At 69.3% G+C, this 23,046-nt stretch carries 25 protein-coding genes and 1 tRNA gene; 22 read left to right on the plus strand and 4 right to left on the minus strand.

Going from position 1 to position 23,046, the window contains the following annotated elements; genetic code table 11:
- Positions 1-21: 21 nt before the first annotated feature.
- Positions 22-1,425: an oxygen-independent coproporphyrinogen III oxidase gene (gene hemN / locus MQC88_RS01785; protein ID WP_243318672.1), complete on the minus strand. Its 1,404-nt coding sequence runs from the start codon at positions 1,423-1,425 to the stop codon at positions 22-24.
- A 171-nt stretch (positions 1,426-1,596) separates the two neighbouring features.
- The gene (locus MQC88_RS01790; protein ID WP_243318675.1) at positions 1,597-2,175 is read right to left on the minus strand and encodes an FMN-dependent NADH-azoreductase; all 579 of its coding nucleotides are present in this window, start codon (positions 2,173-2,175) and stop codon (positions 1,597-1,599) included.
- Between the two features lie 122 nt (positions 2,176-2,297).
- On the opposite strand from MQC88_RS01790, the gene MQC88_RS01795 reads away from it, so the two are divergent.
- The 21 genes from MQC88_RS01795 (at position 2,298) to MQC88_RS01895 (ending at position 21,161) form a co-directional block, all read left to right on the plus strand.
- A complete protein-coding gene (locus tag MQC88_RS01795; RefSeq protein WP_243318678.1) occupies positions 2,298-3,260 on the plus strand; it encodes a LysR substrate-binding domain-containing protein in 963 nt (320 codons plus the stop codon).
- Positions 3,261-3,613: 353 nt separating this feature from the next.
- The gene (locus MQC88_RS01800; RefSeq protein WP_243318679.1) at positions 3,614-3,937 is read left to right on the plus strand and encodes a YerC/YecD family TrpR-related protein; all 324 of its coding nucleotides are present in this window, start codon (positions 3,614-3,616) and stop codon (positions 3,935-3,937) included.
- 8 nt (positions 3,938-3,945) lie between these two features.
- Positions 3,946-4,860, plus strand: a complete 915-nt coding sequence (gene hisG, locus MQC88_RS01805) for an ATP phosphoribosyltransferase (protein ID WP_243318681.1) — start codon at positions 3,946-3,948, stop codon at positions 4,858-4,860.
- Positions 4,857-6,155 (plus strand): histidinol dehydrogenase, encoded by a 1,299-nt coding sequence (gene hisD, locus MQC88_RS01810; RefSeq protein ID WP_243318683.1) that lies wholly within the window; start codon positions 4,857-4,859, stop codon positions 6,153-6,155. The genes hisG and hisD overlap by 4 nt, the downstream gene beginning before the upstream one ends.
- On the plus strand, positions 6,152-7,240 hold the full coding sequence (hisC, locus tag MQC88_RS01815; RefSeq protein WP_243318685.1) for a histidinol-phosphate transaminase: 1,089 nt from the start codon (positions 6,152-6,154) through the stop codon (positions 7,238-7,240). The genes hisD and hisC overlap by 4 nt, the downstream gene beginning before the upstream one ends.
- A gap of 2 nt (positions 7,241-7,242) precedes the next feature.
- On the plus strand, positions 7,243-8,316 hold the full coding sequence (gene hisB, locus MQC88_RS01820; RefSeq protein ID WP_243320206.1) for a bifunctional histidinol-phosphatase/imidazoleglycerol-phosphate dehydratase HisB: 1,074 nt from the start codon (positions 7,243-7,245) through the stop codon (positions 8,314-8,316).
- The gene (gene hisH / locus MQC88_RS01825; protein ID WP_243318687.1) at positions 8,313-8,915 is read left to right on the plus strand and encodes an imidazole glycerol phosphate synthase subunit HisH; all 603 of its coding nucleotides are present in this window, start codon (positions 8,313-8,315) and stop codon (positions 8,913-8,915) included. The genes hisB and hisH overlap by 4 nt, the downstream gene beginning before the upstream one ends.
- On the plus strand, positions 8,912-9,646 hold the full coding sequence (gene hisA / locus MQC88_RS01830; protein WP_243318689.1) for a 1-(5-phosphoribosyl)-5-[(5-phosphoribosylamino)methylideneamino]imidazole-4-carboxamide isomerase: 735 nt from the start codon (positions 8,912-8,914) through the stop codon (positions 9,644-9,646). The genes hisH and hisA overlap by 4 nt, the downstream gene beginning before the upstream one ends.
- Entirely contained in the window at positions 9,640-10,410 is a 771-nt protein-coding gene (hisF, locus tag MQC88_RS01835) for an imidazole glycerol phosphate synthase subunit HisF (RefSeq protein ID WP_243318691.1), read from the plus strand. The genes hisA and hisF overlap by 7 nt, the downstream gene beginning before the upstream one ends.
- Positions 10,407-11,012, plus strand: a complete 606-nt coding sequence (gene hisIE / locus MQC88_RS01840; RefSeq protein WP_254713186.1) for a bifunctional phosphoribosyl-AMP cyclohydrolase/phosphoribosyl-ATP diphosphatase HisIE — start codon at positions 10,407-10,409, stop codon at positions 11,010-11,012. Before hisF ends, hisIE begins: the two co-directional genes overlap by 4 nt.
- Positions 11,013-11,185: 173 nt before the next feature.
- Positions 11,186-11,701: a sigma-70 family RNA polymerase sigma factor gene (locus tag MQC88_RS01845; RefSeq protein ID WP_243318693.1), complete on the plus strand. Its 516-nt coding sequence runs from the start codon at positions 11,186-11,188 to the stop codon at positions 11,699-11,701.
- On the plus strand, positions 11,698-12,360 hold the full coding sequence (locus tag MQC88_RS01850) for a ChrR family anti-sigma-E factor (protein WP_243318695.1): 663 nt from the start codon (positions 11,698-11,700) through the stop codon (positions 12,358-12,360). The genes MQC88_RS01845 and MQC88_RS01850 overlap by 4 nt, the downstream gene beginning before the upstream one ends.
- Before the next feature lie 177 nt (positions 12,361-12,537).
- Entirely contained in the window at positions 12,538-13,509 is a 972-nt protein-coding gene (locus MQC88_RS01855; RefSeq protein WP_243318698.1) for an acyl-CoA desaturase, read from the plus strand.
- Complete coding sequence (locus MQC88_RS01860; protein ID WP_243318700.1) at positions 13,509-14,807, plus strand: NAD(P)/FAD-dependent oxidoreductase; 1,299 nt, start codon at positions 13,509-13,511, stop codon at positions 14,805-14,807. The genes MQC88_RS01855 and MQC88_RS01860 overlap by 1 nt, the downstream gene beginning before the upstream one ends.
- Positions 14,777-15,574 carry a DUF1365 domain-containing protein gene (locus MQC88_RS01865; protein ID WP_243318702.1) on the plus strand — a complete coding sequence of 266 codons (798 nt, stop codon included), beginning with the start codon at positions 14,777-14,779 and terminating at the stop codon, positions 15,572-15,574. The genes MQC88_RS01860 and MQC88_RS01865 overlap by 31 nt, the downstream gene beginning before the upstream one ends.
- Entirely contained in the window at positions 15,571-16,845 is a 1,275-nt protein-coding gene (locus MQC88_RS01870) for an SAM-dependent methyltransferase (protein WP_243318705.1), read from the plus strand. Before MQC88_RS01865 ends, MQC88_RS01870 begins: the two co-directional genes overlap by 4 nt.
- Position 16,846: 1 nt before the next feature.
- On the plus strand, positions 16,847-17,386 hold the full coding sequence (locus tag MQC88_RS01875) for a DUF2878 domain-containing protein (protein ID WP_243318707.1): 540 nt from the start codon (positions 16,847-16,849) through the stop codon (positions 17,384-17,386).
- Entirely contained in the window at positions 17,383-18,165 is a 783-nt protein-coding gene (locus tag MQC88_RS01880; protein WP_243318709.1) for a DUF1295 domain-containing protein, read from the plus strand. Before MQC88_RS01875 ends, MQC88_RS01880 begins: the two co-directional genes overlap by 4 nt.
- Positions 18,162-19,244: an SAM-dependent methyltransferase gene (locus MQC88_RS01885; protein WP_243318711.1), complete on the plus strand. Its 1,083-nt coding sequence runs from the start codon at positions 18,162-18,164 to the stop codon at positions 19,242-19,244. The genes MQC88_RS01880 and MQC88_RS01885 overlap by 4 nt, the downstream gene beginning before the upstream one ends.
- Positions 19,241-19,762: a lipocalin family protein gene (locus MQC88_RS01890; RefSeq protein WP_243318713.1), complete on the plus strand. Its 522-nt coding sequence runs from the start codon at positions 19,241-19,243 to the stop codon at positions 19,760-19,762. Before MQC88_RS01885 ends, MQC88_RS01890 begins: the two co-directional genes overlap by 4 nt.
- A gap of 25 nt (positions 19,763-19,787) precedes the next feature.
- Positions 19,788-21,161: a cryptochrome/photolyase family protein gene (locus MQC88_RS01895; RefSeq protein WP_243320210.1), complete on the plus strand. Its 1,374-nt coding sequence runs from the start codon at positions 19,788-19,790 to the stop codon at positions 21,159-21,161.
- An 88-nt stretch (positions 21,162-21,249) separates the two neighbouring features.
- On the opposite strand, the gene MQC88_RS01900 is transcribed toward MQC88_RS01895, so the two are convergent.
- Together MQC88_RS01900 and MQC88_RS01905 are read right to left on the minus strand one after the other, a co-directional pair.
- On the minus strand, positions 21,250-21,780 hold the full coding sequence (locus MQC88_RS01900; RefSeq protein ID WP_243318716.1) for a lipocalin family protein: 531 nt from the start codon (positions 21,778-21,780) through the stop codon (positions 21,250-21,252).
- 345 nt (positions 21,781-22,125) lie between these two features.
- A tRNA-Ser gene (locus MQC88_RS01905) sits at positions 22,126-22,215 on the minus strand.
- 170 nt (positions 22,216-22,385) lie between these two features.
- Here MQC88_RS01905 and MQC88_RS01910 point away from each other — a divergent pair.
- Positions 22,386-23,033: a response regulator gene (locus MQC88_RS01910; protein WP_243318718.1), complete on the plus strand. Its 648-nt coding sequence runs from the start codon at positions 22,386-22,388 to the stop codon at positions 23,031-23,033.
- The last annotated feature ends 13 nt before the right edge of the window (positions 23,034-23,046 follow it).

Raw genomic sequence — 23,046 nt, forward strand, 5'->3', positions numbered from 1 at the left:
CCGGCTGGAGGAAACGACGGGTCAGATCGCCCGCGAGAACCGCGTTGCGGCCCGGTTGTCGTCCGCCGGCTGGTCGAGGTATCGGTCGAAGCACATGGCAATATTACGCAACAACAGCCGGCCTTGCGTAGTGGCGAGGATCCGGTCGGGCTCGACCCGGACCAGGCCGTCGTCCAGCAAGGGGTGCAGCCGCTCCAGCGAACCGGCGAAGTACTCCGCGAAATCGATGTCGTAACGCCGTTCCAGCGCGGCCACCTGGATCTCGCCCTGGCACATCAGTTGCTGGATCAGGTCGGCGCGCAGCACGTCGTCCTCCTCCAGGCGCATTCCGCGGCATACCGGCAGGCGGCCCTGGTCCAGCGCGATCTGCCAGGACGGCAGGTCGCGGGGGTTCTGGCTGAAGCTGTCGCCGATATGGCTGATGGCGCTCACGCCCAGGCCGAGCAGGTCGCTGTCGGCGTGGGTGGTGTAACCCATGAAGTTGCGGTGCAGGCTGCCGCGCTGCTGGGCCTGGGCGAGGTCGTCGTCCGGCAGCGCGAAGTGGTCCATGCCGATGTACACGTAGCCCGCGGCGGTGAGCTTCTCGATCGCCAGTTGCAGCAGCGACAGTTTGGTCGCGGCGTCGGGCAGGTCCTCGGCGTTGATGTGTTTCTGCGCCTTGAACAATTCCGGCAGGTGCGCGTAGCTGTAGACCGCGAGGCGGTCGGGGCGCATTTCCAGCACGGTATCGAGGGTTTGCGAGAAGCCCGCGGCATTCTGCTTCGGCAGGCCGTAGATGAGGTCGATGTTGACCGAGCGGAAGCCGCCTTCGCGGCAGGCATCCACCACCGCGCGCGTCTCCTCCACCGACTGGATGCGGTTGACCGCCTGCTGCACCTCGGGGTCGAAGTCCTGCACGCCGAAGCTGGCGCGGTTGAAGCCGATGGCACCGAGCGCGAGCACGTCGGCGGCATTGGTGAAGCGCGGGTCGAGCTCGATCGACAGGTCGCGGTGTGGCGAGTCGGAAAACCGGAAATGGCTGCGCAGCGTGTCGACAAGGTCGCGCAGCTGCGCGGGCGACAGGAAGTTCGGCGTGCCGCCGCCCAGGTGCAGCTGGATTACTTCGCGGTCGCGGTCGAACAGCTCGGCCGCGAGCGCGATCTCGCGGTACAGGCGCACCAGGTAGGTTTCGCCACGGGCGAGGTCGCGGGTGATGATGCGGTTGCAGCCGCAGTAGAAGCACGGGCTCATGCAGAAGGGCACGTGCACGTACAGCGACAGCCGGCGCGGGATCGGATCGCCGTTGCTGGCCGCGGCCGCAGCACGCAATGCTTCCTCGCCGAAGTCGGCGCGGAACTGCGGTGCCGTGGGGTAGGAGGTATAGCGCGGCCCCGGCCGGTCGTAGCGGCGCAGCAGCTCGGCATCGAAGCGGGGATTGGCGATCATGGGCCGCAGTGTGCGGATCCGATTGCGTGGACGCCTTGACCCCGGTCAACCACGCAGGTGGTCGCGCGCTGTGGCAAGGCACGGCTGCAGACCGCCGTCCGCCCTGGCCGGAATACTGCACGGCGCGCCGGCGTCCGTGCCGGCGGCAGGCCACCGGGCCGCGTGGTGTCGTCAGGCGGCTTGGGCAAGCGGTGCGGAGATGGATGCATGCGCGGCGGCGAGGCCTTCGCTGCGATGCTGCGGCGAAACCGCCAGGCCCTCGGCGCGCACGAACTCGACATCGACGATGCCGAAAAAGCCGAACATGAAACGCAGGTACGGTTCCTGGAAGTCCGACGCCGCGCCGGCGTGGAAGCCACCCCGGCTGCTGGCGACGATCACCCGCTTGCCGCCGGCCAGGCCCCTGGCGCCCTGCTCGGTGTAATGGAAGGTCTTGCCGGCGACCGCCAGGCGGTCGATCCAGGCCTTGAGCGTCGAGGGAATGCCGAAGTTGTACATCGGCGCACCCACCACCACGATCCCGGCGTCGAGGAACTCCTGCAATGCCTGCGCCGCGGCCTCGGCTTCGGCCGGGTCGGCGGCGGCCAGCGACGCGCCGGACAGGTGCGGCAGCGGCGTCGCGTCGAGGTCGAGATAGGCCACTTCCAGGCCGGGCACCGCGTCCCGCCAGCGGCCCACGATCGCGGCGCTGAGTTCGCGGCTGGCCGAGTTCTGGCCCAGGATGCTTGAATCGACGTGCAGGAGTTTCATGGGATGCCCCGGATGCGGCGATGCGCCGCGACCCGGATCAAGGTTGGGTGTTGCCTGTTTGGGATAAAGAGCTTCAAATACCCCTCAGTGTTCCGAATATGGAACCGCCTCCGGGAACGCCCATGCAGGACCTCAATGATCTGTATTACTTCGCGATGGTCGTGGATCACGGCGGGTTTGCCGCCGCCGAGCGCGCGCTCGGCATCCCCAAGTCGCGCCTGAGCCGCCGCATCACCCAGCTCGAGGCCGATCTCGGCGTGCGCCTGCTGCAGCGCTCCACGCGCCGCTTCGCGGTGACCGACGTCGGCAACAGCGTCTACCGGCACGCCCAGACGATGCTGGCCGAGGCCCAGGCCGCGCGCGACGTGGTCGACCGGCTCAGCGCGCAGCCGCGCGGCGTGGTGCGGGTGAGCCTGCCGGTCAGCCTCGCGCAGCAGCAACTGCCGGCGCTGCTGCCCGAGTTCCTCGCCCGCTATCCGGAAGTGAGGCTGCAGCTGCACGTCAGCAATCGCCGCGTCGACCTGATCAACGAGGGCTTCGACGTCGCCCTGCGCGTGCGCTCGAAACTCGATGACGACGGCAGCCTGGTGATGCGCAGCTTCGGCCAGATCCAGGAATTGCTGGTGGCCAGCCCGAAATACCTGGACGGGATGGGCCGCCCGGGGGATCCGGACGATCTCGCTGCCCATGTCACCCTGAGCATGGGCGAGGACGAAGCACGACAGCGCTGGGAGCTGCATGGGCCCGATGGCGTCGTGCGGCGGGTGGAGCTCAAGCCGCGCGTGGCGGGCTTCGATTTCCCGATGCTGCGTTCGCTGGCGCAGCAGGGCGTCGGCATCACCCTGTTGCCGGAAACGCTGTGCGCCGACCTGGTGCGCGAAGGCGCGCTGGAGGTCGTCCTGCCGCAATGGCGGCTGCCGCAGGGCATCTGCCATGCCGTGTTCGCGTCACGCCGCGGGCTGCTGCCGGCAGTGCGGGTGTTCATCGACTTCCTTGCCGAGAAGCTGCCACCGTTGCTGCAGGCCGCGCAGCTGGATTGCGTGGACTGCACGGGAAAGGGCGGTGTGCGGGTGAAGCGCAAGTAGGGGCCATGCGTGGCCTGGATGCGGCGCTTGCGGAACTTGCCGAGCGGCTGGCGCGAGTGTCCGCGCTTGTGGTGGCAGCAGCTTCCAGCCCAGCGGGCTTTCCGCGAATGAATCCTTCGTCCCGAGCCGGGAGTTGCGGGGGATGAAGCGCACGCACCTGGGAAGCGTCGATCCCGATCCCGGCCACTGCGCGTTCTTTCGCCTCATTCGGTGATTTCTCGTCTATCTCGAGGATTGTCCTGCATGCCCGGGATTGACGGTGTGTCCTGCGTGCTTTAATGTATTAACGCGCTAATACATTAACAACCAGCCAGGCGGGCGAATCGATACCCGCAATGGCCCCGGAGGTAGTCATGAAACATCGTCCCGAGCCGCTGCCGGCGCGCGATGCCGCCAGTGCGATCGGCGCGCTGACGGAAGCGCTCGCCAGGCTGAAGAGCGCAGGTGAAATCCGGGCCTTCCTGGATGACCTGTGCACGCCGGCGGAGCTCGAAGCCATGGCCGACCGCTGGCGGGTGGTGCCGCCACTGCTGCAGGGCATCCCGTATCGCGAAATCCACGAGCGCACCAAGGTCAGCGTCACCACCGTCGGCCGGGTGGCGCGCTGCCTCGAGCGCGGGGCGGGCGGATACCGGCTTGCCGCGCGGCGGATGGGCTTCGTTCACACCTCTACCTGAGTCCGTCGATGACCCTTGCAAGCACTGCCCGCGGGCGCGATCGCCTGCGCATCGCCATCCAGAAGAACGGCCGCCTCGGCGAGCCGGCACGCGCGCTGCTCGCCTCCGCAGGCCTGGCCTGGTGCGAGAGCCGCGACAAGCTGTTTTGCCACGGCGAGTCGCTGCCCGTGGACCTCCTGCTGGTGCGCGATGACGACATTCCCGGCCTGATCGCCGACGGCGTCTGCGACCTGGGCATCGTCGGTCGCAACGTCCTGCTGGAGCAGGCCGGCGAGCGCGAGGAAGCCCGCAGGCCCGCCAGCTCGCGCGAGTGGCGCGCGCTGGGCTTCGGCGGCTGCCGGCTTTCGCTGGCGGTGCCGGAGGCCTGGGATTGGCAGGGTACGGCGCAGCTGGCCGGCAAGCGCATCGCCACGACCTATCCCAACCAGCTGCGCGCCTGGCTGCGCGCGCAGGACGTCCAGGCCGATGTCGTGGTGCTCAGCGGCTCGGTCGAAATCGCGCCGCGACTGGGCCAGGCCGACCTGATCTGCGACCTGGTGTCCAGCGGCGCCACGCTCGCCGCGAACCAGCTCAAGCCGGTGGTCGACATCCTGTACAGCGAGGCGGTGCTGGCCGGACCGGTGCAGCCGATCGGCGACGCCCGCGCCGAGCTGGCCGACCTGCTGCTGCGACGCATCGACGGCGTGCTGCGCATCCGCGACAGCAAGTTGCTGCTGTTCCACACGGCACGCGATGCGCTGGAGCGGGTGATGCAGCTGCTGCCGGATGCCGAGCCGCCGACGATGTGCGTGGTCGATGGAAGCGAGACGCTGGCGCTGCAGGCGCTGTGCCACGGTGCGATGACCTGGCAGCGGCTGGAAGACCTCAAGCGCGCGGGCGCGCGGGGCCTGATGGTGTTGCCGGTGGAGCGGATGCTGGCATGAAGCGGATCGACTGGAACGCGCTCGGCGAGGATGGACGCGCCGCGGTACTGCGACGGCCGGCGCAGGCGGTGTCGGAAACATTGCGCGCGGGTGTGCATGCGATCTTCGAGGCGGTGGCCGCCCGTGGCGATGACGCGCTGCGCGACTTCACCGCGAAGTTCGATGGGGTGACGCTTGCCGGGTTCGGGGTGGGCGCGGACGAGTCCGAAGCCGCCGCCGTTCGCGTGCCGACGGAGGTGCAGGCCGCGATCCTGGAGGCGGCAGTGCGCATCGAAGCCTTCCACCGCGCCGGCATCGCGCAACCGTATGAAGTGGAGACCGCGCCGGGCCTGGCTTGCCAGCGCGTGCAGCGGGCGATCCGCAGGGTCGGGCTGTACGTGCCGGCGGGCAGTGCGCCGCTGCCTTCGACCGCGCTGATGTTGTGCATCCCGGCGCGGCTGGCCGGCTGTGCCGAGATCATCCTGTGCACGCCGCCGCGCGCGGACGGCAGCGCCGACCCCGCCGTGCTGCTGGCGGCGCGGCAGGCGCCCGGCGTGCGGGTGTTCAAGCTCGGCGGCGCCCAGGCCATCGCGGCGATGGCGCTGGGCACGGCGAGCGTCCCGCGCTGCGACAAGCTGTTCGGGCCCGGCAATGCATGGGTGGACGAGGCCAAGCGGCAGGCTGCGCTGCGCCCGGGCGGACCCGCCATCGACATGCCCGCCGGTCCCTCCGAAGTGCTGGTGATCGCCGACGCCGGCGCCAATCCCGCCTTCGTCGCCGCCGACCTGCTGTCACAGGCCGAGCACGGCCCGGACTCGCAGGTACTGCTGCTGACCGACAGCGCAGCGCTGCTGGAAGCGGTGGCGGCGGAGGTCGATGCGCAGCTGGCGCGGCTGCCGCGCGTCGACATCGCCCGCCGTGCGCTGGAGGCCTCGCGCTTGGTGCTGGTGCGCGACATCGGGCAGGCCATCGCCATCAGCGATGCCTACGCGCCGGAACACCTGATCCTTGCGCTGCGCGAGCCGCGCGCCTGGCTGGGGCGCATCCATGACGCCGGCAGCATCTTCCTGGGCGACTGGACTCCGGAAGCGCTGGGGGATTACTGCAGCGGCAGCAACCACGTGCTGCCCACCGGCGGCGCGGCGCGGGCGTGGAGCGGGCTGTCGGTGGCCAGTTTCCAGAAGGCGATCACGGTGCAGGAAGCCACCCGCGCCGGTATCGTCAATGCCGGCCCCTGCGCCGCCACGCTGGCGCATGCCGAAGGCCTGCAGGCGCATGCGCGGGCGGTGGAGCTGCGGCTGGAGCAGGCGGCATGAGCGCCACGGTGGATCTCCTGCTGCGCGAGGACCTGCGCGATTTCGGTGGCTACAGGTCCGCGCGCAGCGAGGTGCTGGACGGCTCGGTCTGGCTCAATGCCAACGAATCGGCCTGGGCGAACGGAAGCGACAGTGAGGGCCGCCTGCGCCGCTACCCGCAGCCGCAGCCTGAGGCGCTGTGCGCGAGGCTGGCGGCGCTGTACGGCGTGGCTCCGCCGCAACTGCTGGTCGGGCGCGGCAGCGACGAGGGCATCGACCTGCTGCTGCGTGCGTTCTGCATGCCCGGTCGCGGTGCGGTTGTCATCGCGCCGCCGGTGTTCGGCATGTACGCGGTGTGCGCGCGCCTGCACGGTACCGAGGTCATCGAAGTGCCGCTGCGCGACGCCGCGGCCGGGCTGCGTGCGGATCTGCCGGCGATGGGCGACGCCGCGCTGGCAGGCAGCGCCTCGCTCCTGTTCCTGTGCTCGCCCGGCAACCCGTCCGGCGAGCTGCTGGAGCTGGGCGCCATCGCGCAACTTGCGCAACGCCTGCGCGGGCGTTGCCTGGTGATCGTGGACGAAGCCTACATCGAGTATGCCGACGCGCCCTCGGCCATCGCGTTGCTCGCCGACCGCGACAACATCGCCGTGTTGCGCACGTTGTCCAAGGCGCATGCGCTGGCCGCGGCACGGGTGGGTTGCGTGCTGGGCGCTCCGTCGCTGATCACGGCGCTGCGCCGCGTGCAGGCCCCGTATCCGCTGCCGCAGCCGGTGGTCGAAGCGGCGCTGGGGGCGCTGTCACCACGGGCGCTGGCGCTGACCTGCAGCCGCATGGCGGCGGTGCGGGACGCGCGCGCGCGGCTGGCCGACGGCCTGCGCGCGCTGCGGCAGGTGCGCCGGGTCCATGCTTCGCTCGGGAACTTCCTGCTGGTACGGTTCTTCGACGCGACCGCGGCCTTCGCCGCACTGCTTGCGGCCGGGGTGGTCGTGCGCGACATGCGTGCGATGCCGCAGCTGGGCGATGCGCTGCGCATCACCGTCGGCTCCGCCGAAGATTGCCGGCGCGTGCTGGCCGCGCTTGAAACATCGCGGGCCGAGGCGCCATGAGCCTGCAACCGATCCTGTTCGTCGACCGCGACGGCACCCTGGTCGAGGAGCCCGCCGATTTCCAGATCGACACGTTCGAGAAGCTGCGCTTCGTCAAGGGCGTGATCCCCGCGCTGCTGAAGCTGCGCGACGCCGGCTACCAGTTCGTGATCGTCAGCAACCAGGACGGGCTGGGCAGCGATGGCTACCCGCGCACCGCGTTCGACGGCCCGCACGCGTTGATGCGGCAGGTGTTCGAAAGCCAGGGCATCGTGTTCCGCGACGAACTGATCGACTGCAGCTTGCCGGCGGACAACAGCCCGAACCGCAAACCGGGCCTCGGCATGATGACGGCCTGGCTGCAGGACCGCAGCGTCGACTGGGCGCGCAGCGCGATGGTCGGCGACCGCACGACGGATCTCCAGTTCGCCGAAAACCTGCGGATACGCGGCTTCCAGCTCGCCACCGCGCAGTTCGGCGGCCACTGGGAATGGGCCGGCATCGCCCATGCGCTGGCCGACGCGCCGCGTTGCGCGGTGGTGGTTCGCGACACGAAAGAGACGAGCATCCGCGTCGAGGTGGACCTGGACGGCGTGGCCGATCCGGAGGTCTCCACCGGGCTGGCGTTCTTCGACCACATGCTCGAACAACTCGGCAAGCACGGCGGCTTCGGCCTGCGCATCCGCTGCGACGGCGACCTGCACATCGACGAGCACCACACCGTCGAAGACACCGCGCTGGCGCTGGGCCAGGCGCTGCGCGAAGCACTGGGCGACAAGCGCGGGATCGGGCGCTACGGCTTCACCCTGCCGATGGACGAATGCCTGGCCAGCGCCGCGCTGGATTTCAGCGGACGGCCGTACTTCGTGTTCGACGGCGCGCTGCGCCGCGAGCGCGTGGGCGACCTGCCCACTGAACTGGTGCCGCACTTCTTCCGATCGCTCTGCGATGCCGCGGGCCTGAACCTCCACCTGGAGGCGCGGGGCGGGAACGACCACCACCAGATCGAGGCCTGCTTCAAGGCCCTGGCGCGGGCGCTGCGCCAGGCGATGCGGCGCGAAGGGGCGGAGTTGCCGTCCACCAAGGGCATGCTGTGACGGACGTCGCCGTCATCGATGCGGGCGGCGCCAATTTCGGCTCGGTCTGTTACGCGCTGGAACGCCACGGCGCCCGTCCGCGCATCGTGCGCGATGCCGATGGCCTCGCCGATGCGCCGCGCGTGTTGCTGCCCGGGGTGGGTGCGGCCGGCCCGGCGATGACGCTGCTGCGCGAGCGCGGTTTCGCCGAGGTGCTGCCGGCATTGCGGAAGCCGCTGCTGGGTATCTGCCTGGGCATGCAGCTGCTGTTCGATTCTTCCGAGGAAGGCGACGTGGCGTGCCTTGGCCTGCTGCCCGGGCGGGTGCGCAAACTCGTCGGCGGGCCGGCCCTGCGCGTCCCGCACATCGGCTGGAACACCCTGGAGCAGGTCGCGGCATCGCCGCTGGCGGAGGGCATCGGAAGTGGTGAACATGCCTATTTCGTGCACGGCTACGCCGCGCCGGTGACCGGCGATTGCGTCGCCGCCTGCACGCACGGCCAACGCTTCGCGGCGGTGGTTGCGCGTGGACGCATTGCCGGCGCCCAGTTCCACCCGGAGCGCTCCTCCGTCTCCGGCGCACGGCTGCTGCGCAACTTCCTGCAATGGAAGCCGTCATGAGCTTCACCCTCTATCCCGCCATCGACGTGCGGGACGGCCGCGTGGTGCGACTGCGCCAGGGCGACTACGGCGCCGAGACGCGCTATGGCGACGATCCGCTGGCGTTTGCCGTGCGCCATGCGCAGGCCGGCGCGAGCTGGCTGCACCTGGTCGACCTGGACGCGGCGAGGGCGGGCGGCTACACGTTGCTGCCGCTGCTGGACGCGATCGTCGCGCACACCGGGCTGCAGGTGCAGACCGGCGGCGGCGTGCGTTCGCGCGAGGACGTGGCGGCGCTGCTCGCCGCCGGCGCGGCGCGGGTGGTGGTCGGCTCGCTGGCGGTGCGCGAACCCGATACCGTGGCGCAATGGCTCGCGCGTTTTGGCCGCGATCGCATCACCGTCGCGCTCGATGCGCGGCAGGACGCCGCCGGCACGTGGCGCTTGCCGGTGCACGGCTGGACGCGGGTCGCGGACGAGACCCTCGAGGAAGTGTTGGCGCGCCATGCCGACGCTGGCCTGGTCCATCTGCTGTGCACCGATGTCGCCCGCGACGGCATGCTGGCCGGGCCGAATCTCGAGCTGTATCGCCGCCTGTGCGAGCGCCACCCCGGCCTGCGGGTGCAGGCCAGCGGCGGCGTGCGCGACATGGCCGACCTCCACGCCTCGCGCACGGCCGGGTGTTCCGGCGCGGTGCTCGGCAGGGCGCTGCTGGAAGGCCGCATCGACCTGCGCGAGGCGCTGGCATGCTGAGCCGCCGCATCATTCCCTGCCTGGACGTGCGCGATGGCCGCGTGGTCAAGGGCATGCGCTTCCGCGACCACGTCGACATGGGCAACATCGAGGAACTGGCGCTGCGCTATCGGGATGCCGGCGCCGACGAACTGGTGTTCTACGACATCACCGCCAGTCCGGAGGGGCGCAGCGTGGCGCGCGACTGGGTGGAGCGCGTGGCGCGGCTGATCGACATCCCGTTCTGCGTGGCCGGCGGCATCCGCAGCGTCGAGGATGCGCGCGCCGTGTTGCGCGCCGGCGCCGACAAGATTTCGATCAATACCCCGGCGCTGGAACGCCCCGCGCTGGTCTCCGAGCTGGCCGATGCCCTGGGGGTGCAGTGCGTGGTGGTGGGCATCGACTCGGTGCGCGACGACGACGGCCAGTGGCGGGTGCGCAGCCATACCGGCAACGCGAACGCGATGCGCGCACCCGGCAGGCGCACGCTGGACTGGCTGGTCGAGGCACAGCGGCTGGGCGCCGGCGAGATCGTGCTCAACTGCATGGGCAGCGACGGCGTGCGCGGCGGCTATGACCTCGAGCAGCTGCAGGCCGTGCGCCCGCTTTGCGCGGTGCCGCTCGTGGCATCCGGCGGCGCGGGCGCGATGGCGCATTTCGCCGACGCCTTCATCGAGGCGGACGTGGACGCCGCGCTGGCGGCCGGCGTGTTCCATTCCGGTGCCATCGCGATCCCGCAGCTCAAGCAATACCTGCGTGGGCAGGCAATCGAGGTGCGGCCTTGAGCCCCGGGATCGACATCGACACCCTGGCCTGGGGCAAGCAGGACGGCCTGCTGCCCGCCATCGTGCAGGATGCCTGCACATTGCGCGTGCTGATGCTGGGCTACATGGACCGCGCAGCGCTCGTCGCCACGCTGGCCAGCGGCAAGGTCACGTTCTACAGCCGCAGCAAGGGTCGGCTCTGGACGAAGGGGGAATGCTCCGGCCATACGCTCGAACTCGTGTCCGTGGAGACGGACTGCGACGACGACGCCCTGCTGCTGCAGGCGCATCCGCGCGGCCCGACCTGCCACCTGCTGCGCGCCAGTTGCTTCCCGTCCGCGCCCGCCGACCGGCTTGTGGAGCTCGATGCCCTGGTCGCGCAGCGTGAACGCGAGCGCCCGCAGGGCAGCTACACCACGCGACTGTTCGAGGATGGCGTCCGCCGTATCGCGCAGAAGGTGGGCGAGGAGGGCGTGGAGACCGCGCTGGCGGCGGTCGCCCAGGGCGAGGACGCGCTGCTGGGCGAAGCCGCCGACCTGCTTTACCACCTGGCCGTGCTGCTGCGCGCGCGGGGAGCGTCGCTGGGCGATGCCCGGCGCGTGCTGGCGGCCAGGGTCGCTTGATCCAGGCCTGCATCCAATTGCCCCGGACGGGCGTATAGCCGGCTGGAAAACCACAGCAAGCGTGTACGATGCCCATCACTTCGATCCGGGGACCAAGGCCGCCCGCCAAGGCGTCCAGCCGAATGTCCAGCGCTGGCAGGCTCATCGGGAATGCGGGTGACTGGTCGGCGGAAATGGCTGCGGTTGCGAGCCGCGCGGATCGCGAAAGCTTCCTGCGCATCTACGACTATTTCATGCCGCGCCTGTGCCTGTACCTGCGCGGCATGGGAACGCCGGAAAGCATGGCTGAAGAGCTGTCGCAGGAAGCGATGCTGCGCCTGTGGCAGAACGCGGCCGGCTACAGTCCCGGACGCAGCGCCTTGAGCACATGGTTGTTCCGGATCGCGCGAAACCTGCACATCGACCGCCTGCGGCGCGAATCCGGCTGGTCGTCCGCCCCGGTCGACGAGATCGACGCCGAACCGGACCGGGCTGCCTGCACCGCCGAGGAATTCGCCGACCACGTCGAGCTGCAGCGTCGCATCGACTCGCTCTCCTCGGTCCAGGCACGCCTGATACGCATGTCCTACTTCGAAGCCAAGAGCCACCAGGAGATCGCCGGCGAGCTTGGCATGCCCCTGGGCACCGTGAAGTCCCACCTGCGCCGTGCGTTCCTGCGGTTGCAGGAAGAGTTGGGAGCGACGCCATGACCCCTCGCCATCACCTCGATCCCGCCACCGTGGTCAGCCATGCCGCCGGCGCCCTCTCGCCGGAAATGTCGGCCATCGTCGCCACCCACCTGGCAGGCTGCGTCGAATGCCGACGCGCCGTGGCCCGGGCCGACGGCATCGGCGGCGCGCTCCTGGGGCAGCAGCAACCACAAGCGACACCGCGCCACTCGCTGTTGCGCGCGGCGATGCTGGAACGCCTGGAAGCGGCGGCGCCGCTGCCGCCCGCACACGCACCGCCGGACGCACCGATCGATCCGGACCGCCTGCCGACGCCGTTGCAGCCTTACTTCGGCACCTCGTATCGCGCCTTGAAATGGCGCTGGATGGGGCCGGGGATGCATTTCATTCGCACGGTCGGCCCGACCGGGGGAACCATGCTGATGCTGCGCATCGCCCCCGGCAAGCGCATGCCCGTTCACGGCCACCAGGGCAGCGAGCTCACGCAGATCCTGCGTGGCGCATACGACGACGACCTTGGCCATTTCGCTGCCGGTGATGTCGCCGACCTCGATGCCGAGACCGAGCACCAGCCGGTGACGTCTGCCGGCTCCTCCTGCATCTGCGTGTCCGCGCTGGATGCGCCACTGCGCTTTCCCGGCTGGCTGGCGCGCACCCTGCAACCCGCCTTCGGGATCTGAGCGCACCCGCTCCTGCGCCCCCTGGCCGGCCGACGATGGAACTGGCCGCGAGGGCGATCGCTCGCCAGTTCGTTCGGCCGGCGGGGCCGCGGCGTCCATGCGACCCATCGAGGCCGGCCCGCCCTGCATCCAATCCAATGCTCCGCACGTAGGAGTCGCAGCCTACGGGAGGATGCAATGCAGAGTGAGGTCGCACCGCAGCGGCAGCCATCGCCAGCACGCGGTATCGCCGCCGTGATGCGCTGGTTCGATACCAGTGCGTCGTCCGCCGACGTCGACCCGGCGCTGGACGAGCGCGTCGACTGGTTGCGGGCGCTGCCGTTCGCGGGGATGCACCTCGCATGCCTGGGCGTGTTCTGGGCCGGGGTCTCCGCCACGGCGCTCTGGGTTGCGCTCGGGCTGTATGCGGCGCGCATGTTCGCCATCACCGGCTTCTACCACCGCTATTTCTCGCACCGGACGTTCCGGACCTCGCGCCCGGTCCAGTTCGCCTTCGCGGTGCTTGGCGCGTCGGCGGTACAGCGCGGGCCGTTGTGGTGGGCGGCGCACCATCGCCACCACCACGTGCATGCGGACACGCAGGCCGATCCGCACAGCCCGCGCAACGGGTTCTGGCGCAGCCATGCCGGCTGGTTCCTGACCCGTGCCGGATTCCGCACGGACACCTCGCGGATCGGCGACCTGCTGAAGTTCCCGGAATTGCGTTGGCTCGATCGCTACGACACTGCCGTTCCGGTCGCCCTTGCGGTGCTGCTGTTCGCCGTCGGCGAAGCGTTGGCGCGGCGGGCGCCGGGACTGGGCACGAACGGCGTGCAATTGCTGGTCTGGGGCTTCTTCGTGTCGACGGTGGTGCTGTTCCACGCCACCGTGACGATCAACTCACTGGCGCATCGCCTGGGAAGCCGTCGTTATGCAACCCGGGACGACAGCCGCAACAACTGGTGGCTGGCCCTGCTGACCTTCGGCGAGGGCTGGCACAACAACCACCACTTCTTCCCGGGCAGCGCGCGCCAGGGCTTCCGCTGGTGGGAGATCGACCTGACCTGGTACGGCCTGCGCATGATGCAGGCGCTCGGCCTGGTCCGCGCGCTCAAGCCGGTGCCCGCGTGGGTACTGGCAACGCGCGGTGCCCACGAGGTTGGACGCTGATGCGTATCGCCGTCGTCGGCAGCGGGATCGGAGGGCTCTCTGCGGCCTGGCTGCTGTCGCGCCGGCACGACGTGGTCCTGTACGAGGCCAGCGATTACCTCGGGGGCCATACCGACACCCATGCGGTCGCGGTCGACGGGCGCGTGGTGCGCGTGGACACCGGTTTCATCGTCCACAACCCGGTCCATTACCCGTTGCTCAGCCGCATGTTCGACGAGCTTGGCGTGGCCAGCAAGGCGACCACCATGAGCTTCTCGGTGCAGGATGCGTGCAGCCGGCTCGAGTACAACGCCACGTCGCTGGACACGCTGTTCTGCCAGCGGCGAAACCTCGTGTCGCCGCGTTTCTGGGGGATGCTGCGCGACCTGCGGCGCTTCTACCGCGCGGCGCCCGGCCTCCTCGACCATGCCGGCGGCGGCCCGTCGCTGGGTGATTACCTGGATGAAAACGGCTATGGCGCGGCCTTCCGCGACCTGCACCTGGTGCCGATGGCGAGCGCGCTCTGGTCCTCGCCCGCGGCGGCGATCATGCGTTTCCCTGCGAAGTACCTCGTCCGGTTCATGGCCAACCACCACATGCTGCAACTGACGGGAAGACCGGCATGGCGGGTGGTCGAGGGCGGCTCGCGCAGTTATGTGGAGGCGATGGCCTCGGATTGGCGGGTACAGGTGCGCCTGCGCAGACCGGTGCGCGGGATCGCGCGCGATGCGCATGGGGTGAGGGTGCGCTGCGACCACGGCGTGGAGCGATACGACCAGGTGGTACTGGCCTGCCATGCGGATGAGGCGTTGGCCCTGCTAGATGATCCAGGCCAGGGCGAGCGTGAAATCCTCGGCGCCTTCGCCTTCCAGGCCAACGACACCGTGCTGCACACCGACGCGGCGCTGCTGCCACGCAATCGCAAGGCGTGGGCGGCCTGGAATGCCCACGTCCCGGCGGATCCCGCCCAAGGCTGCACGGTCAGCTACTGCATGAACCTGCTGCAGGGGCTGGAAGCGGCCAAACCGCTCGTGGTCACCCTCAACCGCACGGACGACATCGACCCCGCCACGATGCTGGTGCGCAGGTCCTACCGCCACCCCGTCTACACCCACGCCATGGTGGCCGCACAAGCGCGCAAGCACGAAATCCAGGGCATGGATCGAACCTGGTTCGCGGGCGCGTACTGGGGCTGGGGCTTCCACGAGGACGGCATGCGAAGCGGCGTGGAAGTCGCCGGCGCGCTTGGCGTAGCCTGGCCGGGGGCGGCGGCGGTCGCATCGGCGCGATGCGAACGATCGCTGAGCGTGGCGGCGTGAGCGCGATGGCCAGTGCCCTGTACGAAGGCACGGTGCGCCACCGCCGCCACCTGCCGCATGCGCATGCGTTCTCGTACCGGCTCGCGCAGCTGTACCTGGACCTGGATGAAATCGAGTCGGTGTTCCGCGACCGCTGGCTGTGGTCGCTGGAGCGTCCCAACGTCGCGTCGTTCCGGCGCGCCGACTTCCTCGGGGACCCCGGGCAACCGCTGGGCGATGCCGTCCGCGCCCGCGTCGAGGCTGCGACGGGGGAGCGACCCGCCGGTCCGGTGCGGCTGCTGGCCCACCTGCGCTATGGCGGCTACAGCTTCAACCCCGTCAGCTTCTATTACTGCCACGACGGCACGGGCGCGCTGCACAGCATCGTTGCCGAGATCACGAACACGCCCTGGAAGCAGCGACACGCCTACGTGCTCCCGCTGGCCAATGCCACGCAGCGCGGGCGGGCGCTGCACTGGCGCTTCGACAAGGCCTTCCACGTCTCTCCGTTCCTGCCGATGGAACGCCGCTATGAATGGTCCTTCACGGTGCCGGGCGACGACCTGCGCGTGCACATGGATGTTCTTGGGGGCGGCACGCGCGAGTTCGATGCCAGCCTGTCGCTGCAGCGCAAGCCACTGGACCGACACGCCATGGCGCGCGTGCTGTGGCGGTACCCGCTGATGACCACCCAGGTGATCGCCGCGATCCACTGGCAGGCGCTGCGCCTGTGGCTCAAGGGCACGCCCGTCCACGACCACCCCTCAAGGCAGGAGAGAGCCGCATGACCAGCATCGTCCGCCCAGTCGCGTCCACTGCGGAGGCGGCACCGGGCGCGATGGACCGCTTCCTGCGTGGTCGCCTGTTGGGCCGGCTCGCCAAGTTGCGTGGCGGCGAGCTGGAGTTGACCGACGCGCTTGGCACCGTGCGCGTGGGCGAGGCCGGCGCCGCCGTGGCGATCCGCCTGCAAGTCCATGGTGCGGGCTTTTACCGAGCGCTGGCCGGCAACGGCAGCATCGGCGCGGCCGAGGCCTTCATGGACGGCGAATGGGACTGCAGCGACCTGGTCGGGCTGGTGCGCCTGCTGGTGCGGAACCGCAACCTGCTCGACGCCATGGAACGCGGGCCGGCACGACTGGGCGGCCTGGCCCTGCGTGGCTGGAATGCGATGCGACGCAACACCCGCGCCGGGGCGCGTCGCAACATCGCCGCCCACTACGATCTCGGCAATCCGTTCTTCCGCCTGTTCCTCTCCGAAGACCTGATGTATTCGTCCGCCATCTACGCGGGAGCGGACGATACGCTCGAAGCCGCTTCCACGCGCAAGCTGGACCGCATCTGCGAGAAGCTGCAGCTGACCGCCGACGACCATGTGGTGGAGATCGGAACGGGCTGGGGAGGGTTCGCCGTGCATGCCGCGCGCTCCCGTGGCTGCAGGGTCACCACCACCACCATCTCGCGCGAGCAGCACGCACTTGCGCAGCAGCGCGTGGCAGAGGCTGGCCTGCAGGAACGGGTCACCGTGCTGCTGTCCGATTACCGCGACCTGCAGGGCCGGTACGACAAGCTGGTCTCGATCGAAATGATCGAGGCGATCGGGGCGCAATACCTGGAGACCTATTTCGCGACCATGGGCCGGCTGCTCAAGCCCGACGGCCTGGCCCTGGTGCAGGCGATCACCATCGAGGACCACCGCTACCGGCAGGCGCTGCGCAGCGTCGACTTCATCAAGCGCCACGTCTTCCCCGGTTCCTTCATCCCGTCCATCACCGCAATGCTCGACGCCAAGACGCGCAGCACCGACCTGGCCCTGCTTCACCTCGAAGACTTCGGGTCGTCGTACGCGCGCACCCTGAATGAGTGGCGCAGGCGTTTCCTGGGCAATCGCGATGCCATCCGCGAACAGGGCCATGACGAGCGCTTCCTGCGGATGTGGGAGTTCTACCTTGCGTACTGCGAGGGCGGATTCCTGGAACGCTCGATTGGCGTGGCTCACCTGCTGTTGGCGAAGCCGGGCTATCGCGGCGAACCCTATCTCCCCGGCCTGCTGGAGGCCTGAGGTGCGGCCCTGGTCGAACCTGCTGGGGTACCAGGCCACGTGGCTGGCGGTGGTCTGGAGCGCAGGGCAGGGGCGCGCCTGGGTGGGCATGGCCGCCTCCGTCTTGTTCATCGCCATGCAGGGGTTGCTGTCGCGCACGCGCTCTGCCGATGGCCGCGCGCTGCTGGCGGCAGCCGCCTGTGGGCTGGTGGTCGACGGCTCGCTCGCGGCCAGCGGCCTGCTGGTCTACGCCTCGCCGGGCCACGCCTTGCCCGCGCCGGAATGGATCCTGTTCCTGTGGGCGGCGTTCGCGATGACGATGAACCATTCGATGCCGTGGTTCGCGTCGCATCGCCTCGTCGCGGCGGGATTGGGTGCCCTCGGTGGCCCACTGGCCTACATCGGCGCCGCACGCGGCTTCGGCGCCGTAACCTTCGCCACGCCCGCCTGGCGCGGCCTGGCCTGCCTTGCCGTCGCATGGGAGATCGCACTGCCGTGGTTGCTGCGCGTGGCCACCGACCGCCGTGTTGCCGAGCCCCTCGCCCCCAGGGCCCGGACATGACGCCCTGGCAGCAACTCCTGCTGGTGTGGACGCTGGCCGCAATCCTGCAGGGCGTGGCCTGGGCACGGCAGCAGCGCACCCGCAATGCAGGCATCGTCGACGTGGCGTGGGCGCTGGGCCTGGCGGGCGCGGCGGCGCTGGTTGCCGCCACCGGCGCGGGCGCCACGCTGCCGCGCCTGTTGCTTGCGATGCTGGGCGGCGCATGGGGTCTGCGCCTGGGCCTGCATCTGTGGCGGCGGGTCCGCCGCGAGGCGGAGGACGGACGCTACGCGCAGTTGCGCCTTCGTTGGGGCGATGCACCGCTCACGTGGCTCGCCATGTTCCAGTTCCAGGCGCTGCTGATCGCCGTGTTCTCGCTGCCGTTCCTGTCGGTTGCCGCCAATCCGGTGGGCCACTGGAACGCCTTTTTCATCGCTGGCATCGGCATCTGGATCGCCAGCGTCACGGGCGAGGCCGTCGCCGATCGCCAACTCGCCCGCTTCCGCCACGATCCCGCCAACGCAGGCAAGACCTGTCGCGCCGGGCTCTGGCGCTATTCGCGGCACCCGAACTACTTCTTCGAATGGCTGCATTGGTTCGCCTACGTGCTGCTGGCCGCCCACTCACCCCTGTGGTGGCTGGCGTGGACGGGGCCGCTGGTCATGTACGTGTTCCTGCGCTGGATCAGCGGCGTCCCCTGGGCCGAGCAACAGGCGCTGCGCAGTCGGGGCGATGACTACGCGCGCTACCAGCGCACCACTCCCATGCTGTTCCCATGGTTCCCCAAGGAGGACCGATGAACGCTACCGCCGAAGCCATCGAGCCAGCCCGCGACCGGCCAGCCGCTGGCGTCCTGGGCCTGGCCGAACGCGGATGGCTGCCGGACATCCTGCTGCGCGCCGGCATGCGGCGCCTGTGCACGCAGCGCCTGCAGCAAGAGCACGCGAGCCACCCCGACGCCGCAGCGCGTCGCACCGCCGGGTTGATTGCCGACCTGCGGCGAAGTCCGCTCGCCATCCATGCCGACGTCGCCAACAGCCAGCACTACGAATTGCCACCCGGCTTCTTCGCGCTCTGCCTCGGCCCGCGACTGAAATACTCCGGCTGCTACTACCCCACCGGCAACGAGACGCTGGCACAGGCCGAGGAAGCAATGCTGGCCCTCTACTGCGAACGGGCGCAGCTGGCAAATGGCCAGGACATCCTGGAGCTTGGATGTGGCTGGGGTTCGCTGACGCTCTGGATGGCGCGCCAGTATCCGTATGCGCACATCACCGCGGTTTCCAACTCGGCGTCGCAGCGGGAATTCATCGAAGCGCGATGCCGCGAACAAGGCCTTGCGAACGTGCGCGTGCTCACCTGCGACGTCAACCGGCTCGAACTGCCGGCCGGATCCTTCGACCGGTGCGTCTCGATCGAGATGTTCGAGCACATGCGCAACTATGCGATCCTGCTCGATCGCATCGGCGGCTGGTTGCGCGACGAAGGCAAGCTGTTCGTCCACATCTTCTGCCATCGCACGCTGGCGTACCCGTTCGAGACCGAGGGCGAGGACAACTGGATGGGCCGGCACTTCTTCACCGGAGGCTTGATGCCGGCGGCCGACACCCTGCTGTGGTTCCAGGGCTCGCTGCGGATCGAGGACCGCTGGCTGGTCGATGGTACCCATTACCAGCGCACGGCCAACCACTGGCTGGCCAACCAGGATGCCCACGGGGAAGAGGTCATGGCGATCCTGCGCCCGGTCTATGGCGACGCGGCGTCCTTGTGGTTCCAGCGCTGGAGGATGTTCTGGATGGCCTGCGCCGAACTGTTCGGCTACCAGGACGGGCGCGAGTGGATGGTGGGCCACTATCGCTTCGCGAAGGGGGCTTCATGACGCGCTTGCTCGCCGTGCTTGCCGTGGGAGTCCTGTCCGCCTGCGCCACCAACCCGTCCATACCACCCGTGGCCGAAGTCGACCTGCCGCGTTACATGGGCGACTGGTACGTGATCGCGCATATCCCGTCGTTCCGGGAACGCGACGCCTACGATGCCGTGGAGTCCTACCGGCTCGGAGAAGACGGCCGCATCCGCACCACGTTCCGCTTCCGCAAGGGCGCCTTCGATGCACCGCTGGAGACAATGGAGCCGGTCGGAACCGTCGTGCCCGGCACCAACAACGCGGTGTGGGGCATGCAATTCGTGTGGCCGATCAAGGCCGAATTCGTCATCGTGGACCTGGATCGGCGGTATTCCCGCACCATCGTCGGCCGCAGCAAGCGTGATTACGTCTGGTTGATGGCGCGCACGCCGCAACTGCCCGGATCGGAACTGGACGCCGCGATCGCCCGGATCCGTGAACTGGGATACGACACTTCGAAGCTGCGCATGGTCCCGCAGTCGGGCGCCAGGTGATCGCGCGCGACGCGCGGGGCAGTGGATGAGTCCGGGCATCTTCTGGTTCCGGCGCGACCTCCGGTTGGCGGACAACCCGGCGCTTGATCGTGCCTGCGCTTCGCACGAGAAGCTGTTGCTGGTCTACATCGACGACGACCGCAAGCAACCCTACGACGCCCGGCGTGCATGGCTGGCGAGGTCGCTGCAATCCCTGGCGGCGGATATCGGCGAACGCGGTGGAACGCTGCACGTCCTGGCCGGCAACCCGGACAGTCTCCTGCCCAGGCTCGCCGCGGCCAGTGGCGCCGAAGCGGTACACGTCTCGGCGATGCAGGAACCCGACGCGGACGCACGCGATGCCAGGCTCGCCGCGATGCTGGCGCGCGATAACGTGGCCCTGCGTCGCGCAGGGGGGCGCCTGCTGACCGATCCGGACCTCGTGCGGACCCGGGACGACGCCCCCTACCGGGTATTCACCCCATTCTTCAAGGCAGCACGACCCGCCTGGCGCCATCGATCGCGCGTCGCACCCGGGCGCTTCCGCTGCCTCGAACTGCCCGCTTCGCTTGCCGGCGCGCTCAGTCCCATTGCCGCTCCGCAGCCGGGGTGGGACCGGGGGTTCTGGCAGGCCTGGACGCCTGGCGAAACGGGAGCGCGAAGGCGCCTGGACACGTTCACGGAACGACTGGATGCCTATCCCGCCGAGCGTGACGTTCCGGCGATCGATGGCACTTCACGGCTGTCTCCGCACCTGCACTTCGGCGAAATCAGCGTGGGGCGCGCACTGGATGCGGCGCGCGCGCACGGTGGCAACGGCGCCGACAAGTTCATCGCGGAACTGGGGTGGCGCGAATTCGCCTACTACGTCCTGCACCATTGGCCGGACAGCGTTGAGGAAAACCACAACCGCCGATTCGACGGCCTGGCCTGGCGTCACGATCCGGCCGCCCTGGATGCCTGGCAGCGCGGGCGCACCGGCGTGCCATTGGTCGATGCTGGAATGCGCCAGCTCTGGCACGAGGGATGGATGCACAACCGCGTCCGCATGGTGGTGGCATCGTGGCTGACCAAGCACATGGGCCACCATTGGCGCGACGGGGCCGCATGGTTCATGCGAACCCTGGTCGATGCCGACATCGCGAACAATGCGCTGGGATGGCAATGGGTCGCGGGAACCGGTGTCGACGCGGCGCCGTACTTCCGCATATTCAACCCCGTTACCCAATCACGCAGGTTCGACCCCCGGGGCCTGTACCTGCGGCGATGGTTGCCCGAACTTGCGCTGCTGGACGACGTCGCGATCCATGCACCGTGGGAGGCAGGACATGTCCCCCGTGGATACCCCCCACGCCCCATGGTCGATCTCGCCGCAGGTCGCGCGGCGGCGCTGGCCCGCCTGAAATCGGTGTCGGGCTGAGCCGGCCCGGATCGTCCGTGCGCATTTTCCGGTTGCAGATGCCCCGGCGCGTAGCGGGTACCTGCGCGCCGGGGAGAACGCAGGGAGGTCAGAGTTGCCTGGTGCGGACGAGCCTGGATGTATCGAACCCCTGTGCCTTGGCGAGGTCGACAAGCTGGCGATAGGTTTCGTCGGGAAGCTGCTTCTCGCGCGAGAGGATCCACAGGTACTTGCGATCCGGCGAGCCCACGACAGACCAGCGATAGCCCTCATCCAGCCCGATGATCCAGTAGTCCCCCCACACGAAGGGGAGGAACGAGAGGAACGCCGGTGCAAAACGGACCTCCAGCCTGGAGGTGCTGTTTCCGACTTTCCTGGCGACGCCTTGGGCGACGATTTTCCTTCCATCATCGGCCTCGCAACTGTTCAGGACGTCGACGTGGCCATCGGGACGCAAGCTGTAATTCGCAGTGGTGTTCCTGTCGCATTTCCTCTGGAAATACATCGGCAGGCGGGCCTGCTCGTACCAGGTTCCCATGTACGATTCCAGGTCGACCGCGGCAACGGTCTGCACCTGGGCAACTGCCGTGTTTCCCGCGATCGTCGTGGCGAAGGTCAGCGCAACCAGCAGGTTCTTCATATCCGTCCCTTCATCGATTCACGGTAGCCTGCAGGGGATGTCGTGTGGGCCACGTGAGAAGTCCGGCGCCATCACTGCGGCGTTTCCTGGTGCGGGCCCGCCTGGTCAATGCACACCGTTGGCCAAAGCGGCACTGGCGCCATCGGTGCCGGTGGCTCGCGATTTCGGTGGCGCTCGCGCGGGCTGGTCAATGGGCGCGAAGGCACTCTTCGGGCACTTCCCGGGGATCCGCGAAACCGATCAGGGCCCCGACGCAGGAGGCGCGGTCGAGCAGCCACGCCGGTCACGTGCTGCGTGGCGAACGTGCAGCGTGCGATCGCAACGCCACCGCGGACACCTTGCGTGTGGCGGAGAGGGTGGGATTCGAACCCACGGTGGTATCTCTACCACGGCGGTTTTCAAGACCGCTGCCTTAAACCACTCGGCCACCTCTCCACGGGATGCCGCCGCGGACGCTGCATTCTAGCCGAGGGCGACTGGAACCGTTTCCGGCGCGGGATCGGAATTTACCGACACGGAGACGCGGGATCCGCGCGCTTGTCCGCGTGATCGGGCCCGCTTAGGCTGGCGACAACCGCTCGGGGGAGCGGGCAGGGGACGGCCGCATGACGATCCGCGTTTTCCTGGTCGACGACCACGCGCTGGTGCGCGCGGGCATGCGCATGATCCTCGCGGGAGAGACCGATATCGAGGTGGTCGGCGAGGCCGATTCCGGCGAGGAGGCCTTGCCGCAGATCCGCCGGCTCAAGCCCGACGTGGTGCTGTGCGACCTGCACCTGCCGGGCGTCAGCGGCCTGGAGGTCACCGAGCGCGTGGTGCGCGGCGACCACGGCACGCGCGTCATCGTTGTCTCGGTACTCGAGGACGGGCCGATGCCCAAGCGCCTGATCGAAGCCGGCGCATCGGGTTACGTGGGCAAGGGCGGCGATTCCGGCGAACTGCTGCGGGCGGTGCGCGACGTCGCGCGCGGCAAGCGTTACCTCGCCAGCAACATCGCGCAGAACCTCGCGTTGTCCGGGATCGGCGGCGACGCTTCGCCCTTCGACATGCTGTCGCCGCGCGAGCTGGAGGTGGCGCTATTGCTGACCCAGGGGCTGCGCCAGGAAGACATCGCCAGGCGCCTGAGCCTGAGCGCGAAGACGGTCAACACCCACAAGACGCGGCTGTTCGAGAAGCTGCGCATCCAGGACAGCATCGCGCTGGCGCGTCTTGCCGGGCAATACGGACTGGCGGATCCCGCGCACGCGCTGTGAACCGCGTGCGCGG

The organism is Cognatiluteimonas sedimenti, assembly GCF_022808325.1.
Classification (GTDB): Bacteria; Pseudomonadota; Gammaproteobacteria; order Xanthomonadales; family Xanthomonadaceae; genus Cognatiluteimonas; species Cognatiluteimonas sedimenti.

Coding starts and splice junctions, on each gene's coding strand:
- hemN (WP_243318672.1), bottom strand. CDS start 1,425: ATGATCGCCAATCCCCGCTTCGATGCCGAGCTGCTGCGCCGCTACGAC.
- MQC88_RS01790 (WP_243318675.1), bottom strand. CDS start 2,175: ATGAAACTCCTGCACGTCGATTCAAGCATCCTGGGCCAGAACTCGGCC.
- MQC88_RS01795 (WP_243318678.1), top strand. CDS start 2,298: ATGCAGGACCTCAATGATCTGTATTACTTCGCGATGGTCGTGGATCAC.
- MQC88_RS01800 (WP_243318679.1), top strand. CDS start 3,614: ATGAAACATCGTCCCGAGCCGCTGCCGGCGCGCGATGCCGCCAGTGCG.
- hisG (WP_243318681.1), top strand. CDS start 3,946: ATGACCCTTGCAAGCACTGCCCGCGGGCGCGATCGCCTGCGCATCGCC.
- hisD (WP_243318683.1), top strand. CDS start 4,857: ATGAAGCGGATCGACTGGAACGCGCTCGGCGAGGATGGACGCGCCGCG.
- hisC (WP_243318685.1), top strand. CDS start 6,152: ATGAGCGCCACGGTGGATCTCCTGCTGCGCGAGGACCTGCGCGATTTC.
- hisA (WP_243318689.1), top strand. CDS start 8,912: ATGAGCTTCACCCTCTATCCCGCCATCGACGTGCGGGACGGCCGCGTG.
- hisF (WP_243318691.1), top strand. CDS start 9,640: ATGCTGAGCCGCCGCATCATTCCCTGCCTGGACGTGCGCGATGGCCGC.
- MQC88_RS01845 (WP_243318693.1), top strand. CDS start 11,186: ATGGCTGCGGTTGCGAGCCGCGCGGATCGCGAAAGCTTCCTGCGCATC.
- MQC88_RS01850 (WP_243318695.1), top strand. CDS start 11,698: ATGACCCCTCGCCATCACCTCGATCCCGCCACCGTGGTCAGCCATGCC.
- MQC88_RS01855 (WP_243318698.1), top strand. CDS start 12,538: ATGCAGAGTGAGGTCGCACCGCAGCGGCAGCCATCGCCAGCACGCGGT.
- MQC88_RS01860 (WP_243318700.1), top strand. CDS start 13,509: ATGCGTATCGCCGTCGTCGGCAGCGGGATCGGAGGGCTCTCTGCGGCC.
- MQC88_RS01865 (WP_243318702.1), top strand. CDS start 14,777: ATGCGAACGATCGCTGAGCGTGGCGGCGTGAGCGCGATGGCCAGTGCC.
- MQC88_RS01870 (WP_243318705.1), top strand. CDS start 15,571: ATGACCAGCATCGTCCGCCCAGTCGCGTCCACTGCGGAGGCGGCACCG.
- MQC88_RS01880 (WP_243318709.1), top strand. CDS start 17,383: ATGACGCCCTGGCAGCAACTCCTGCTGGTGTGGACGCTGGCCGCAATC.
- MQC88_RS01885 (WP_243318711.1), top strand. CDS start 18,162: ATGAACGCTACCGCCGAAGCCATCGAGCCAGCCCGCGACCGGCCAGCC.
- MQC88_RS01890 (WP_243318713.1), top strand. CDS start 19,241: ATGACGCGCTTGCTCGCCGTGCTTGCCGTGGGAGTCCTGTCCGCCTGC.
- MQC88_RS01895 (WP_243320210.1), top strand. CDS start 19,788: ATGAGTCCGGGCATCTTCTGGTTCCGGCGCGACCTCCGGTTGGCGGAC.
- MQC88_RS01900 (WP_243318716.1), bottom strand. CDS start 21,780: ATGAAGAACCTGCTGGTTGCGCTGACCTTCGCCACGACGATCGCGGGA.
- MQC88_RS01910 (WP_243318718.1), top strand. CDS start 22,386: ATGACGATCCGCGTTTTCCTGGTCGACGACCACGCGCTGGTGCGCGCG.